This is a genomic window from Herpetosiphon llansteffanensis, from assembly GCF_003205875.1.
GTDB classification, from domain to species: Bacteria; Chloroflexota; Chloroflexia; order Chloroflexales; family Herpetosiphonaceae; genus Herpetosiphon; species Herpetosiphon llansteffanensis.
In genome coordinates this window covers 1-15,926 of the sequence record NZ_PUBZ01000104.1, presented here as the reverse complement: position 1 = coordinate 15,926, position 15,926 = coordinate 1, and the positions used below count along the sequence as shown (strand labels likewise).

General features: G+C 50.7%; 10 protein-coding genes and 1 pseudogene. 5 read left to right on the top strand and 6 right to left on the bottom strand.

Annotation, left to right across the window (positions count from 1 at the left end; translation table 11 throughout):
- Window positions 1-193 precede the first annotated feature (193 nt).
- The 4 genes from C5S61_RS27110 to C5S61_RS15850 all read right to left on the bottom strand — a co-directional run bounded on the left by C5S61_RS27110 (window position 194) and on the right by C5S61_RS15850 (window position 7,286).
- Complete coding sequence (locus tag C5S61_RS27110; protein WP_205701414.1) at window positions 194-790, bottom strand: hypothetical protein; 597 nt, start codon at window positions 788-790, stop codon at window positions 194-196.
- Window positions 787-3,099 (bottom strand): DUF8740 domain-containing protein, encoded by a 2,313-nt coding sequence (locus tag C5S61_RS15860; RefSeq protein WP_110516314.1) that lies wholly within the window; start codon window positions 3,097-3,099, stop codon window positions 787-789. The genes C5S61_RS27110 and C5S61_RS15860 overlap by 4 nt, the downstream gene beginning before the upstream one ends.
- Window positions 3,100-3,300: 201 nt before the next feature.
- Window positions 3,301-5,094 carry a choice-of-anchor Q domain-containing protein gene (locus C5S61_RS15855; protein WP_110516312.1) on the bottom strand — a complete coding sequence of 598 codons (1,794 nt, stop codon included), beginning with the start codon at window positions 5,092-5,094 and terminating at the stop codon, window positions 3,301-3,303.
- A gap of 398 nt (window positions 5,095-5,492) precedes the next feature.
- On the bottom strand, window positions 5,493-7,286 hold the full coding sequence (locus tag C5S61_RS15850; protein ID WP_110516310.1) for a CSLREA domain-containing protein: 1,794 nt from the start codon (window positions 7,284-7,286) through the stop codon (window positions 5,493-5,495).
- 485 nt (window positions 7,287-7,771) lie between these two features.
- Here C5S61_RS15850 and C5S61_RS15845 point away from each other — a divergent pair, with 485 nt between their 5' ends.
- Window positions 7,772-8,290 carry a DUF6438 domain-containing protein gene (locus tag C5S61_RS15845; RefSeq protein ID WP_110516308.1) on the top strand — a complete coding sequence of 173 codons (519 nt, stop codon included), beginning with the start codon at window positions 7,772-7,774 and terminating at the stop codon, window positions 8,288-8,290.
- 382 nt (window positions 8,291-8,672) lie between these two features.
- Here the strand turns inward: C5S61_RS15845 and hisD are convergent, their stop codons facing one another.
- On the bottom strand, window positions 8,673-10,007 hold the full coding sequence (gene hisD, locus C5S61_RS15840) for a histidinol dehydrogenase (RefSeq protein ID WP_110516306.1): 1,335 nt from the start codon (window positions 10,005-10,007) through the stop codon (window positions 8,673-8,675).
- Window positions 10,008-10,072: 65 nt separating this feature from the next.
- Here hisD and C5S61_RS15835 point away from each other — a divergent pair, with 65 nt between their 5' ends.
- The 4 genes from C5S61_RS15835 (at window position 10,073) to C5S61_RS15820 (ending at window position 15,790) form a co-directional block, all read left to right on the top strand.
- Window positions 10,073-12,733: a winged helix-turn-helix domain-containing protein gene (locus C5S61_RS15835; RefSeq protein ID WP_110516304.1), complete on the top strand. Its 2,661-nt coding sequence runs from the start codon at window positions 10,073-10,075 to the stop codon at window positions 12,731-12,733.
- Window positions 12,734-12,859: 126 nt separating this feature from the next.
- Window positions 12,860-13,831, top strand: a complete 972-nt coding sequence (locus tag C5S61_RS15830; RefSeq protein ID WP_205701413.1) for a DUF4386 domain-containing protein — start codon at window positions 12,860-12,862, stop codon at window positions 13,829-13,831.
- Window positions 13,832-14,284: 453 nt separating this feature from the next.
- Complete coding sequence (locus tag C5S61_RS15825) at window positions 14,285-15,319, top strand: STAS domain-containing protein (RefSeq protein WP_164689544.1); 1,035 nt, start codon at window positions 14,285-14,287, stop codon at window positions 15,317-15,319.
- 45 nt (window positions 15,320-15,364) lie between these two features.
- Complete coding sequence (locus C5S61_RS15820) at window positions 15,365-15,790, top strand: SET domain-containing protein (RefSeq protein ID WP_110516300.1); 426 nt, start codon at window positions 15,365-15,367, stop codon at window positions 15,788-15,790.
- A 23-nt stretch (window positions 15,791-15,813) separates the two neighbouring features.
- Here C5S61_RS15820 and C5S61_RS27700 read toward each other — a convergent pair.
- Window positions 15,814-15,926 (bottom strand): annotated as a pseudogene (locus C5S61_RS27700) (IS982 family transposase); the annotation flags it as partial.

Below are 15,926 nucleotides of genomic sequence, written 5' to 3'. Positions count from 1 at the left end.
GAATAGCATCGGTTGAGAAACTTGAAAAGCGCGAACATTCTGGTATCGTTTCCGGAAACGATACCGATACGATAAATATTAACACAATTTAATAATGTGTCAAGTCATTCGTGTTAAAACCAGTTGGCAGCGCTTGATGAGGATTGAAGCTTGATCAAACATATTTATTCTGTTTGATCAAGCTCTTTGCATGCTAGCGCTTGCTGTGGCGTAGCGCCGTTTCAGCCCGCATTGTTTGAGGTAAATACACGCGATATGCCGCAGTAGGATTCGTTGCCGTCGCCGTCACCGTCGGCGTATTGGTCGCTGTGGCTGTTGGCGTATTGGTCGGCGTGATACTCACCGTGACTGTTGGTGTATTCGTTGGTGTATTCGTTGGTGTATTCGTTGGTGTATTCGTTGGTGTATTCGTTGGTGTATTCGTTGGTGTTTGAGTCGCAGTTGCGGTTGGTGTGTTGGTTGGTGTATTCGTTGGTGTATTCGTTGGTGTATTCGTTGGCGTTTCAGTCGCCGTTGCGGTTGGCGTATTGGTTGGTGTTGGGGTCAATGTTGGCACGCCATACCAAAAGCCGCCTTCAAGGCTAAAATCGCCTCCAGTGCTGGCAGCATTTGCATCAGACTGACCAATTGAGCCGTGGATGTCAAAATCACCGCCGCTGCTATTGCCGCCGCCGCTATCGATTGTCGTCCACTCAAGACTAAAGATTCCGCTAGTTTGAGCTTGGGCCAACTGAATCGCAAGCATGATCATTACCAATGGAAGGATCGACCACATTAAGCGCTGTTTCATACATGTCGGCCCTTCGCGTTCCGCCGCCCAAGCATCCAACCCAAGCCAAGTGCCAACCCGCACATGGGTAGCAGCCAAACCCATGAAAATCCGTTGGATGCTGGTTGACCACGCTCCAAAGCAGCAAGCCGAGCATCAAAGGCCGCCAATTGATCAGCCTGTTGATCGATAGTTTTGGCTTGTTGAGTAGCTAAAGTATGCAAACCTTGAATTGCTGCCAGCGCCACACCATCAGCATCAACCGTAGCAATATGGCGATCGTCGCTGCCTAAACCAAAAGCTGCGTAAAAATCTTGGGCCGTTGGGCCAATATGGCGCACTGTTGAGCCTTCACTGGTATAGTTCCACGCTTGAACGGGAATCGCAGCCAGCTGATCAAGCAGCAACTGGGGATCAATCGCTGCAAAATTCGATTTGAGATTTTTATCTGATGAATTGGACCATGTGCCACCTTTACTCAGAAAAGCGCCACTTTCGGTCGCCAAAATCGCGCCATCGGGGATAACAACCTTGGTGCTGCTACCAAACCAAGCGCCACCAGGAGCACGCACAATAAACTGGCCTGGTGCAGTCGTCGAAACTGTATCTTTTTTATTGTTTTGTTGGCCAGCCCACACAAAACTACCAGCATGAGCCGCAACTGCATTCTCGCCAGCAGCAACGGTATAATCGGCCAAGGTTGTATTGCCGCTACCGCCAAGAATTGCCGAGAGCGTGCTATTGGCGTTGTTGTTCTGGCCGCCACCGACAAAGGTACCAGCGCCAGCAGCTTGGTTGTTGAGGCCACCAACGACTGAAGCATAGGTATTGGTTGCGTCGTTATTAACGCCACCAGCCACAACCGAATATTGGCCCGTAGCTGTGTTGGTCTGGCCGCCACCGATAGAAGCCCCAGTGTTGGTAGCCTGATTCGATTGACCACCACCAATCGTCGTAATCAGCGAAGAAGCAGTATTGCCACGACCGCCAGCAATCACCGCGTAATTACCACTAGCTGCATTGAGTTGACCGCCGCCGATGCTGCTGGTATCGGCACTGGCGTTATTGCTTGTGCCACCAGCAACCGTGCTGTAATTAGCACTGGCAATATTGCCGCTACCGCCGCCAACGGTTGCAGCATCTTCGCTCGCAGTGTTGCTGACACCACCGCCAACCGTGGCATATTGCTGACTTGTCGTATCGCCAGTTACCCCAGCGACATTATTGCTACCACCGCCGATTGTGCCATAATTGTCGTAAACTCGGTTGGCTTGGCTGCTTGTAGCGCTACCACCACCGCTGATCGTGGCAAATTGAGCCACAATACTATTGTTGTAGCCACCAGCAATGGTCGAATAGTCGTCGCTCACGCTGTTGCTTCGGCCACCACCAACAAGCGTATAATTATCGCTGGCAACATTGGCGCGACCGCCACCAACAGTTGCATACATTTGGCTGACTGCATCGCCTGTGAGACCAGCACTATTTTCGCTGCCACCAGCAATCGTGCCATAATCGTCGTAAATTGTATTGCCGGTTGTGCCGCCGCCACCAGCAATCACACTATAACGACTGCTGATCATATTATTAATCCCGCCGCCAACCGTTGACCAAGCACCGCTCACATTGTTGGTTTGCCCACCGCCAATCACCACATATTCTTGGCTAGCGATATTGTTGATGCCACCGCCAATCGTGGAATAGCCATCATTGCTCGGTGCGCCATCATCGCTACCAGCACGGTTACCAGCGCCGCCGCCAATTGCGCTATAGCTATCATAGGCACTATTCACACTATCAACGTTGCCACCGCCGTTAATCGTGCTGCCAATGCTATTGCTTGTGACCGTATTCCCTTCGTAACCGCCAATCAGGTTGGGGCTAAATATGTTTTGGCGTGTCCAGAAGCCAGGCAAGGCCAAGGCCAAGGGCGCAGCTGTCACCTGCTGACGTGGCGTAAGAATCGTATAACTCGTGCTGGCATCGGCCTTAACCGCTAGCTCAATCCAACGGCTTTCACCATTAAAGAAATCTTCGCCAAAGCTAAGCTGGGTTGTAAATAAACCATTATTCACATTCAGATCGGCTTGGGTTATGCTTGCCAGAGCCGTGCCACCTGTTGCTGTCGCATACAAGCCAAATTGAAAATCAAAGACTCCATTTGCGACGCTGCCACTTTCTCTTAACATGCCTTGGTACGTAATTGTTTCGCCGGAAGGGGCTAAAACTGCCGCTGGTTGCTGGTTGGTTTGATCCTGAGCGGCAACAGGCAGAAGCCATGTGCTGGCGAAAACCAAGCCGATCAGCATGAGATAGCGTTTACGAATCATGATTGCTGCTCCTATATAAATAACTGGCAACCAAACCCCTCGTTGCTCTCAGGCAGGCCTTTGCATCGCTTGGCCATGCGCGAGCCTACCACCGTTATAGCATTCAGGGCAAGGGTGATTGGTTGAGAATGAGCATGCAAGCAATAAAAAATGCCAGCTGGATGCCCAATCCAGCTGGCACGCGTGCAAAGCACAATTTTTCTATTTAATTGTCATCGGAATATAGAACGTATATTGGATTGCTGCCGAACCAAACTCGAAGGCCCCAATATCACACCGCGCTTGGTCGTCGTCATCGCCATCGACAGGCCGTGGGAAATAGCGTTGATCGGTTGCGCCACAAGTGCTGGGGCCTGCATCAACAGCTGGGCTAGCGGGATCAAGGCTAAAACTGCGGGTTGCGCCACCATGAAAATCAAAGCTCCCCAACAGAGGCTGCACCCCAATTAAATCGCCCGTGGCTTGGGTCAGATTACAAACTGCATCGGCATGCTCGATTAGCACATGGCCTTGGCTGCTGAACAAGCCTGAGCAATCGCGGGCTACATTGCTAGCACTGTTGCGGTTACCTGCCACAATCGTGTTGCTCAGCTGCACGGTCGAACTATAGAGCGCGGTAATCCCCGGCCCATCATTCTCGACAATGGAGCCAGAGTCAGGTGTCAATAATGTGTTGGTATTCGAAACAATCGTTGAGTTGGTGATGATCAACGGATTGGGGTTGTTGCTGTGAACAATCCCTGCGGCGAAACCATCGGCGCGATTATAGGCAATGGTGCTTGAATCAAGCCGTACTTTGCCACCATTGCCTGTGCTCATCGCCCCGCCATCGCCAAGGCACTCAGCACGGCCTGTTGTGGTTCGGTAAGTAGAGTTGCCACTAAATTCGCTATGATCGATAGTTGCGGTGCCAGTCACAACTCCAATCGCCCCAGCATTGTTAGCCCAATTATTAATAAAACGTGAATTACTGACCGTCAATGTGCCAGAACTGCTAATTGCCCCGCCATTTGAACAATAGAACGAGCCATTGCCACCATTGCCATTAAAAAGACTGTTTTTGACCGTTGCGGAGCCGCGACCCACCCACATCGCACCTGGTTTATTCAAACTAAAAATACTGGCATTGACCACAGTCTGACCAGAGTTTGTAACCAGCGCTGCCGCATAATCATTGATGCCCGTATGGCGATCAATGGTTGAATTATTAAGCGTTAAATGGCCTGCATCATTGTAGATAGCCGAGCCAGCTCCACCAGTTGATTGGCTAAAGCGTGAATTCGTGATGCTGACCGTACTCTCATCGATATACAGCCCTGCCCCAATCCCACCACTCTCCATATAGACATACGGGCCATAATTTTTTTCGATCAAGCTATTGGTAATCGTCAAATAGCCGCTAAGCGAAGCAATGCCACCACCAGACATATCGGAAGCAAGGCTGTTTCGGTTAGGGCTCATCCCATTGGTGGTCAGCGTGCTATTGTCGATGGTTAACGAGCCTGCTCGATGCAAAATGCCTTGGCCATAGACCATCGATTCTTCGACGCTTCCACCAAGAAAACCTTCGCGCACTTGCAAATTGCGTAAGCTCACATTGCCACCAGTAATTTCCAAGGCCCGATCAATGCCATTCGCATTGATAATACTGGTTGCTGAGGTCACACCAGTAAGCTGAATCGTCCCATTCAGATCAAGATCGCCAGTTTGTGGGCTTTCCGCACCAGTCAGGCTTAATGTATAGCTACCTGCCGCCAGTTGAATCGTATCGCTGGCCGAACCAGCAGGACAGGCATCAACCGCCAAATTCGTATTGGCGGCCTGAATCGCCTCACGCAACGAACATGTACCATTATTGGGTGTAAGATCATCAACGAATGTATTAACTGTAATCGTCGTGTGCAACGCCTGCGGTTGATTGATGCTCGCAGCTGCTGCTTGCCAACTAATTGCCAACCCCAAACTCCCAATGCCTATCCAGCGTAGAAAATGCATACCACTACCTCACCACACGGCGTACCACAAAACCTCAACTCCATGGCACGCCAAATTCAACAGCGATTAATTATGCTATGAGACCGGTCTCATGTCACAATTAGGGCCAAACCGTTGTAGACCTTTAACCAGAATTTGCTGCTTGGTTGAATTGAATCGATTCAATGAGCCAATCTATAGGTCTATGTATCTTAGTGCGCAATCTAAGCCCAACCCATAGTTCTTTTAGGCTAATTTGGCCTATATGTAACTATAGAACGCGCGCCCAACTCCTATGCTAGCATTGCACACGAAACTTGTGCGCACTATCTATCTGTCTATGGAACTGGCGGGCAACAAAAAATGCCAGCTGGATTGGGCATCCAACTGGCACGTGGGCAAAGCACAAATTTTTATTTTTATCTAATCGTCATCGGAATATAGATCGGATACTGAATTGCTGCCGAGCCAAACTCGAAGGCTCCAATATCACACCGCGCTTGGTCGTCGTTATCGCCATCGACAGGCCGTGGGAAATAGCGTTGATCGGTTGCGCCACAAGCGCTGGGGCCTGCATCAATGGTTGGGCTGGTGGGGTTCAGGCTAAAGCTGCGGGTCACGCCAGCATGGAAATCAAAGCTCCCCAGCTCAGGCTGCACCCCAATTAAATCGCCGGTGGCTTGGGTCAGATTACAAACTGCATCGGCATGCTCGATTAGCACATGGCCTTGGCTGCTGAACAAGCCTGAACAATCGCGGGCTACATTGCTGGCATCGTTACGGTTGCCCGCCAAAATGGTGTTGCTCAGTTGCACGGTCGAGTTATTAAGGGCACTAATGCCCGGCCCATCGAATTCGACAATGCTGCCGTCTTCGGGGTTTAATAAACTATTGGTATTCGAAACAATTGTTGAGTTGCTAATGATCAACGGATTGGGGTTGGTACTGTGAAAAATTCCTGCGGCGAAGCCATCGGCGTGATTATAAGCCAGCGTGCTGGAATCAAGTAATACTTGACCATGTTGGCCAGTGCTAATCGTGCCACCATCGCCAATACATATTTCGCGGCCTGCCGTGAATTCACGGGCATCATTGCCGCTAAATTCACTATGATCGATGCTTGCAGTTCCCGTCACAACCGCAATTGCGCCGCCTTCGTTGGCCCAATTATTAAGAAAGCGCGAATTGCTGACGCTCAATCTACCAGAGCTACTAATTGCCCCGCCTTGTGAACAATAGAACGAGCCATTGCCGCCATTCCCATTGAATACACTGTCAGTCACAGTCGCCGATCCGCTGGAAATCCACATTGCTCGAGGCTGGTTGTTGACAAATTGCGTATCATTTACAAGCGTCTGACCAGTATTAGTGGAGATCGATCCGGAAAATTCTCCATTATTAAAATGTCGCCCAATGGTTGAATTGACGATCGTTAATTGGCCAGCATCATTATAGATTGCAGCACCAGTTCCCGCTGATGAGTGACGGAAGCTTGAATTGCTGATCTGAACAGTACTTGCATCAATATAGAGTCCACCCCCAATGCCACTATTGCCCATAGCCTCAGCGCTAACATAATTGTTTTCGACCAAGCTATTGGTAATTGTTAAATAACCAGTGAGCGAAGCAATGCCGCCACCAAAAAAACTGGTCGCAACACCCGTTGAGCTGGTAATATAGCCATTGGTCGTAATCATGCTGCTATCGATGGTCAAGGAGCCTGCCTGATGCAAAATTCCATGGCCATAGGTATCGAACTCATTAGCTGGCCCAGTATGAAACCCATTGCGCACTTGCAGATTGCGTAAGCTCACGTTGCCACCAGTAATTTCCAAGGCCCGATCAATGTCATTGGCATTGATAATGCTGGTTGCTGAAGTTACGCCGGTAACCTGAATTGTGCCATTTAAATCAAGATCGCCTGTTTGCGGGCTTTCCGCACCAGTCAAACTTAATTGATAGCTGCCTGCCGCCAGTTGAATCGTATCGCTGGCCGAACCAGCAGGACAGGCATCAACTGCCAAATCCGTGTTGGCCGCTTGAATCGCCTCGCGCAACGAACAAGTGCCATTATTGGCGGTAAAATCATCAACCAAGGTATTAACCGTAATCGTCGTGTGCACGGCTTGCGGTTGATTGATGGTCGCGGATGCCGCTTGCCAACTAATTGCCAACCCCAAACTTGCAATGCCAATCCAACGAAAAAATCGCATATAACGACCCCCTCATACGGCGTACCCGCTAATCTCATTAGCCTTGTACGCCAACTTCAATAACCATTAGTTCTTCACGTCCTCGAGCTCGGTGCTTAAACAGCATGGATTTGCGTGTAGATAGCAGAAACCAATCCTCCCTTCTTGCAATCAATCCAACGAACCAAAGCTATGAACGTGTGGATGCTACGAGTAACGCATGGCATTTGATTCAATGTGGCAATCTTACGTGCGTTTTAACCTGTTCTCAAGCGCAAACTAGCCCAATTGTGCCCCTATGCTATAATTGGCACGATCAGGTCATAGCAAGAGAGTTGTTATGCCAAGGATCATCCCAACCAGCTATTTTAAGTAAATTTAATGCTCATGCTCAATCAGCAAACAGGCAATATTGTTGCTTGTCGATTCGGCATAAACGTGATGATCCTGAGGCGATGATCAAGCGATAGTTCGTTTTATCTTCAACGAGTAAAGGAGTTGGTTTCATGACCATACGTCGCAGTTTCGTAGTAGGTTGGCTTTTATTGGGATTAATCGGCTGTAGCGGCAGCCTATTTACCCAGCCAACCGCTGTACCAACCAAAATTCAGCAAGTGCCCGCTGATCTGAGAATATCGCTTGAACGCACCATGTGTTTTGGCGAATGTCCAATCTATCAGGTGACAATTGATGCTACAGGCAAGGTTACGTACCAAGGCAAAGATTTTGTAAAAACCGTTGGTCGGGCCGAGGCAAACATCAACAACGAACAACTGCTGACGCTGATCAATGCGTTTGTTGCGAGCAACTATTGGAATTATAAAGCTTCGTATGAATTTGCTGGACCTGAATGCAATGGCATGATGAGCGATATGCCTAACGTAGATACATCGATTACCATGAACGGCACAACCAAATCAGTCCGACATTATTATGGCTGTGAAGGCTTTGCTGGCGAAGCAGAATTAAAGGCCCTCGAAGACCTGATCGATACGACGGTCAATGTCAACCAATGGACTGACTAAATTTCAAGATTCCCTCACCCCAGCCCCCTCCTTCCAAGGGTAGGTTTTTAAGAATTGGTTGGCAATTATGTTCCCTCACCCCCCAGCCCCCTCTCCCACTGGACGCGGGCGAGGGGGAGCATCGGTTTTCACCAAGGAATTGGGGGTGAACCACGGCGTTAAAGCCCCGCGCACGGGAGCGGGGTTGGGGTGAGGGAATCTTCACACCGACCCGTGAAAGAACCCGCGCTCCCACTGCACGCGGGCGAGGGGGAGCACCCGTTTTGGATCACGCATTGCGACAAAACCCCAAGATTAAAGCCCCTCGCCCGCGTACGGGAGAGGGGTTGGGGTGAGGGGATATCAATCATAATGCTCTATGTTCTATGTTCTATGCTCTATGTTATTGCTCCAAACGGCGGCGCACCGCAGCAGCATGCGCGGTCAAGCCCTCGGCCTCGGCCAAACGTTGGGCAATTGGGCCTAGGCGTTGTAAGGCTTTTTCGTTCAAGCCAACCAACGAAATCACTTTGCGAAAATGATCAACATTGACGGGCGAGGCGTAGCGGGCAGTTCCGCCAGTTGGCATAATGTGCGATGGGCCAGCCACATAATCGCCCAAGACTTCAAATGAACGTTCGCCAATGAAAATGCCGCCAGCATTGCGCACCTTGCCAACATATTGCCAAGGATCATTCAGCAATAAACAAAGATGTTCAGGGCCATAAGCATTACTGATTTCAAACGCCACATCCAACGATGGCACAACCACAATCCCCGAACGATTAGCTAAGGCTTGGGCGGTGATCTCTGCTCGTTCTAGCTCCTCTAGTTGGCGGGCAACCGCAGCTTGCACTTTTTCAGCCAATGGCAACGATGGCGTGAGCAAAATCGCCGAGGCCAAAAGATCGTGCTCTGCTTGGGCCAACAAATCGGCAGCAACTAATTCTGGGTTGGCATCAGCATCGGCAATGACCATGGTTTCGGTCGGGCCGGGCAAGGCCTCAATATCAACCGTGCCATAGACCGCTTTTTTGGCCAGCACCACAAATAAATTGCCAGGCCCAATAATTTTATCAACATGCGGCACGCTGTCGGTGCCATAGGCCATCGCCGCAATCGCCTGCGCCCCACCCAAGCGAAAAATCCGATCTACCCCAGCAATATCGGCAGCAACCAGCACGAGCGGCGAAATCTCGCCAGTCGCGCGTTGTGGCGGCGAACAAACAATAATCTCGCGCACCCCAGCAACCTTGGCCGGAATCACACCCATCAACAGTGATGAAGGCAACGGTGCAGTGCCACCAGGCGCATAGGCCCCAATCCGATCAAGCGGCAAAACAATCTGGCCAAGTGCGCCTTCATCGCTCCAATCGACCCAACTTTGGCGGGTTTGCTTGCGGTGAAAACGCTCAATTTCGGCAGCAGAAACCCGCAATGCCTCAATCAATAATGGGTCAACCAAGGCATAGGCGGCTTCGATTGCCAAGCGATCAACCTCAAACTCATTGATCGCAACGCCTTCGATCGTGCGGCTCCAGTGTTGCAAGGCTGCATCGCCATCGCGGCGCACACTGGCCAAAATCTGGTCAACGGCGGCGGCTGGGGTTGTGCCAGCACCAAACATACTATCGAGGCTTTGTTGCAAACGCTCAGGAATTTCGACCGTATCGAAGGCCACTCGCGCTAACGGCCCTTGTTTGGCCAACGCAAGATCGGTATAAAGCTTAATTGGCATAACGGCTCCATCTATCCAAGGTCAAGGCACTAGCAGCATGCTACCAAATTCAGGCTTGAGCGCAAATGCACGATTCGGCCCACGCCTTGAGCCTTGCTAGTTTGGGCTATAATGCCACTATGGCAATTGCAATCTTGGCAACCAAACTGATGATTCCAAGCCTGCGCACAAGCGTCGTTAATCGCAGCCTGCTCTTGGCGCGGCTTCAACGTGGTCTCGATCGGCGCGTAACGGTGGTTGCTGCGCCAGCAGGCTTTGGCAAAACAACCTTGTTGAGCACATGGCTGCAACAAACCAGCCATGCCAAAGCATGGCTAACCCTCGATCAGCGCGATAATGATCCCTTGCGTTGGCTGAGCTATCTGGTTGCAGCCTTGCAAACCATCGAGCCAACGCTCGGCCAAAGCGTGCAGCAAGCACTGCAAGCAGCTCAGCCAGCCCCAAGCGAGCAACTAATCGTGAGTTTGATCAATGAGATTAATCAAATCAAGCAACCAATTATCGTGGTGCTCGATGATTATCATGTGATCGAAAATCAAGCAGTTGACGATATGCTCAATTTTTTGCTGGAGCATATGCCAACCACCATCCATCTTGTGTTGGCAACCCGCGAAGATCCCCAAATACCCTTGGCTCGTTTACGTGCTCGCGGCCAACTCAACGAATTGCGGGTCGCCGATTTACGCTTCAATTTGGCTGAAAGTAGCGAATTTCTGAATACAGTCATGGGTTTGCACTTGCCAGATCAGGCAATTGCCAAGCTCGAAACCCGTACCGAAGGCTGGGTTGCTGGGCTACAACTCGCGGCGCTCTCACTGCAAGGCCAGCATGATCCAAATAGCTTTATCGAAACATTTAGTGGCCAGCATCAATTTATTTTAGATTATTTGCTCAGCGAAGTGCTGCACCAGCAAACGCCTGCAATTCAAGCATTTTTGCTGCAAACATCGATTCTTGAGCGCATGACTGGGCCGTTGTGCGATGCAGTTTTGAACCAAACTAACAGCCAAGCCATCCTTGCCCAAATCGATCAGGCTCATTTATTTATTGTGGCGCTCGATCAGCAACGCGCTTGGTATCGCTATCATCAGCTATTTAGCGATTTACTGCGCCAGCGGTTGGCCCAACAGCTCACGCAGCAAGAGCTTGCAACCCTGCATCAACGGGCCAGCCACTGGTATCAACACCACGATTTAGTGCTCGAAGCCTTTCAACATGCCACGCTTGCCCACGATTACCAGCGCGCCGAAGAATTGATGATCCAAATGCCGCTGCATGCCAATGGCTTTGTCTCGGCAATGCTGAATTGGCTGGCGAGTTTACCCAATACAGTGCTTGATCAGCAGCCTTCGTTGTGGGTGCGCTATGCAGCAATTTTGCTGGTGATGGGTCAAACCAGCGGCGTTGAGCCAAAATTACAAGCTGCCGAACGTGGCTTGCAGCAACAGCCCGCTAATGAGCGCAATCGTGATTTACTCGGCCAAATTGCCGCCGCCCGCACAACCATCGCCTTAACGCAATATCAAATTGAGACGATTATTGCCCAAGCTCAACGCGCTTTTGGCTATTTGCATCCGCAGAATTTGCCTTTTCGAGCGACAACCAATTGGGCCTTGGCCTATGCCCATCAAGTGCGCGGCGAACGCCAGAACACGAACATTGCACTGACCCAAGCAATCGAATTGAGCCAACAAGCCAATGATACGTTTACCCTGATTTTGGCTTCAATCGGCATGGGCCAACTGCAAGAAAGCAACCTAGAGCTATATCGGGCCGCCGCAACCTATCGCCATGTGTTGCAATTGGCGGGCGAACAGCCACAGCAAATCATCTACGAGGCCCAACTTGGTTTGGCACGAATCTCCTATCAATGGAACGATTTGGCCACCGCTGAGCAGCATGCCCAGCAAAGCCTGCAACTTGCGCTGCAATACGAGCAAGGCATCGATCGCTTTATTTTGTGCGAATTGATGTTGGCCCAGATTAAGCTGGCCCACAACGATCTGGCGGGAGCAAAACGGCTGCTTGATCAAACTGAACAATTGGCGCGGCAGCACAATTTTACTCAACGCTTTGCTGAAATTGCCCATGTGCGGATTCAATTGCTGGTGCGCGAAGCCAAATTGAGCAACGCCAACCAACTTGCCAACAGCCAGCAACTTACGTTTTGCCAAGCGCAAATTGCCTTGGCCCAAGCCCAGCCAGCAGCAGCAATCGCTCTCCTTGAGCCGCTTCAGCAGCAAGCACACGCCAACAATTGGCCCGACCAGTGGTTACAAGCATGCTGCTTGTTGGCGCTAGCCTATGCAGCACAAAGCCAAAACGAACAGGCAATCGAATGGCTCAAGCAAGCACTACCATTAGCAGAAGCCAATCAATTAATCCGCAGCTTGCTTGATTATGGCCAACCAATGCAGCAACTTTTGCAGCTGGCCCAAGCTCATGGCCTACACGCAACCTTAATCGATCACGTACTGCCGCTGTTTACCAACCAATCCCAGATTAGACCCCAAGCCAACCAAGTTGAGCGGCTGAGCGAGCGCGAAATCGAGGTGCTGCAACAAATTGCAGCAGGCCACACCGACCGCGAAATTGGCGAATTGCTGTATCTTTCGATCTATACGGTCAAAGTGCATGCGCGGAATATTTATGCCAAACTTGAGGTCACGAATCGCACCCAAGCCGTGGCCCGTGCCCGCAACCTTGGTATCTTGCCGCAAACCTAAAACCCACAGCCACAATGAATATGCAGCATACCTCGCCGAATAACTCGTTTGAGGTATGACAGGCTGCTGCCCAAATTGTATCCTGCTCGCAGATCGCACACGACGCATAGTTCAAAGCAGGAAGTTATGTCAAATCAATTGACGCGCTACCAGATTCAAATCAAAGGCCAGCTTGATCGAGGTTGGGCCGAATGGTTCGATGATTTAGCCATCAGCCACACGCCCCAAGGCGATACGCTGCTCACAGGCCCAATCGTCGATCAAGCGGCCTTATATCGGGTTTTGCGCAAAATTCGTGATTCAGGCCTGAGCTTGATTGCAGTCGTGCCGCTTACCCAGCCAATCAGCATTTCACAAGGAGCAACCACCATGGTTAACCAACGCCGCCACGCCATTCTCATTGGGATCTTTTTTATCTTGGCAGCAGTCAGTTCGATTCTTGGCCTGCTCTGGTATGCGCCATTGCTAACCGAAAGCGATTATTTACGTGCAGGCGCAGCCAATGCCAACCAAATTGTTTTTGCTGCGCTAATGGAACTGGTTCTTGTTACGACCGCCGTTGGCACAGCCGTCACCATGTTTCCAATCTTACGTCAATATAGCGAACGCATTGCCCTAGCGCACCTGTGTTTTCGCTTTCTCGAAGCAGTGGTGATTATGATCGGGATTGTGGGCATGTTGGCGTTGCTCTCAATCAGCAACGAATTTAGCAACGCAACCGCAGCCGATGAGCAAAGCTACCGCGTCGTTGGCACAGCATTAATCGCCATCCACGATTGGACATTTATGCTTGGGCCAAATTTCATGCTCGGACTCAACACGATTATGTATAGCTATATTTTCTTTCAAACCCGCCAAATTCCACGGCCAATTGCCACGCTGGGCCTCGTTGGCTCAAGCCTGATTTTTATTGCAGCACTGTTGGAAATGTTTGGGATTATCGAGCAACTTTCGACTTGGGGCGCACTGTTGGCGATTCCGGTTGCACTTACCGAAATGAGTTTGGCGATTTGGTTGATTACCAAAGGCTTCAAACCCAGCTCGAATGCAGCGAAAACCAGTTCTAAGCAACAACTAGTAAATAGCAGCACAATCTAAGCATTCGGCAGAAACGGTACTAGCGTGTTCCCTCACCCCCCAGCCCCCTCTCCCACTGGACGCGGGCGAGAGGGAGCCGCCATTTTTACCACGAATTCCGCAAAAAACCATGGAATTAAAGCCCCGCGCCCGCGCACGGGAGAGGGGTTGGGGGTGAGGGGGTCTTCACAACCTACCCGTGTAAGCCAGCCCCCTCTCCCACTGGACGCGGGCGAGGGGGAGCCGCCATTTTTACCACGAATTCCGCAAAAAACCATGGAATTAAAGCCCCTCGCCCGTGTGGCGGGCGAGGGGCTGGGGTGAGGGGATCAGGCGGTGGTTAACCTGATGAACCACTACAATTTGATAGCAACGGTACTAGCGCACTACCCACTTAATCGCTCTTGCATACAGCAGCAAAACTCTGTATGCTTAGAGCGATTCTCCCCTTCCAACGGCAAAGGTAGGTGCGCAATGTCGCAACCCACAGAGCAAGAACTCGTTACCAAACGACTCAAAACTACGGTCTATTGGTTGCTCGGCGGCTCACTCATCTCCTTATTTCTGTATCTGTTTATGGGCGATTTGATTGCGGTTGCCAGCTTTAGCGTTACTAGCGGGTTGTTAGCCACGGCATTTTGGCTGATTCAACGCCAATACAATCAACCAGCAGTTGTATTAATGAACATGGCAGCCTTGAGCTTGGTGATTGTCGGCTCGTTTCGCTTTTTCACCTTGCTCTCAATCGCCACCGTGACGATTATTTCAATCGTGCTGGTGTTGCCGTTTGTTGATAGCAAGCGCTTGCTAGGAATTTGTGGTTTAGCTTGGGTTGTCAGCATCGTAAGCATCACTAATCGCCTGCGAATCGATCAAGTTGCTGGGTCTGAGATGCCAGTGCGCGTCATCCTCAACTCGCTCTCGATTTTGATCATTATGGGCTTGCTTTGGCAAATTCACCGCCAACTAACCACCAGCTTGCAAGCAAGCAACAGCGCCAACCAAGCCTTGCGCGCCAGCCAACAATCGCTTGAACAGCAAATTGAGCAACGAACCTCAGCCTTGCAACGAGCCTTGCGCGATGTGCAAGCCCAAGCAGATAGCCAAGCGGTGTTGGCCCAACAGCTGGCCGAACAACAAACCACCATTCGCAACCTTAGCGTGCCAATTTTGCCAATCACCCAACATAGTTTAGTCGTGCCCTTGGTTGGAGCCTTAGATGCAGAGCGCTTGAGCACCTTGGTTGAGCAAATTTTAACCAACCTCAAAACCCAACGCACCCGCAATTTGATTCTTGATATTACTGGCGTGCCAACCTTGGATCGTGATGCAGGCCGAACCTTGCTCAAAGTGAGCAATGCAGCCCGCTTGTTGGGAGCAAGCACAACCCTCATCGGTGTGCGGCCCGATGTGGCCGAAATGCTGGTGAGCATTGGGCTTGATTTGCGCTCAATTCGCAGCGAAAAAGATTTGCAAAGCGTCGTGTATAGCCTCGTTCAAACCTCGTAAATCTGCTATGATCAGGCCAATTCAGCCAGTTCACAAGGATTTTGTATGCTGCTCGTTGCTAGCTATCTTGCCCAAAGCACCATTCACGGCATCGGCGTGTTTGCAGCCAATTTTATTCCCGCCAACACGATTATTTGGGAGTTTAATTCAGCGGTCGATTGGCGCATGACTGCCGCTGAGGTTGCAGCCTTCCCCGAACCCTACCGCAGCGCCTTCACCGCCTATATTTATGTCGATGATGAAGGCTATTATGTGCTGTGTGGTGATAATGCCCGCTATTTCAATCATTCAGCAACACCCAATTGCGATGATGCTGGAGCCTATACCCGCACCGTACGCGATATTCAAGCAGGCGAAGAATTGACTTGCGATTATTTTGTGTTCGATGAAATTACCCGCCAACACGGGCTTGATGTCAGTAGCTTTGTGCTGGTTGATCCTACACTCCACCAGCTATCCAACAATCAATAAATCCATTCTACGCCTGATGTGAGTTAGGCATCGTTGATAACCGTAAAGGTGAGGACATCGATCCCAAATCGCGCCCGCAATACGGCTTTGACGACGAGATGCGTCACCTTGCTCGCAATGCGGGTCGCCAATCCTT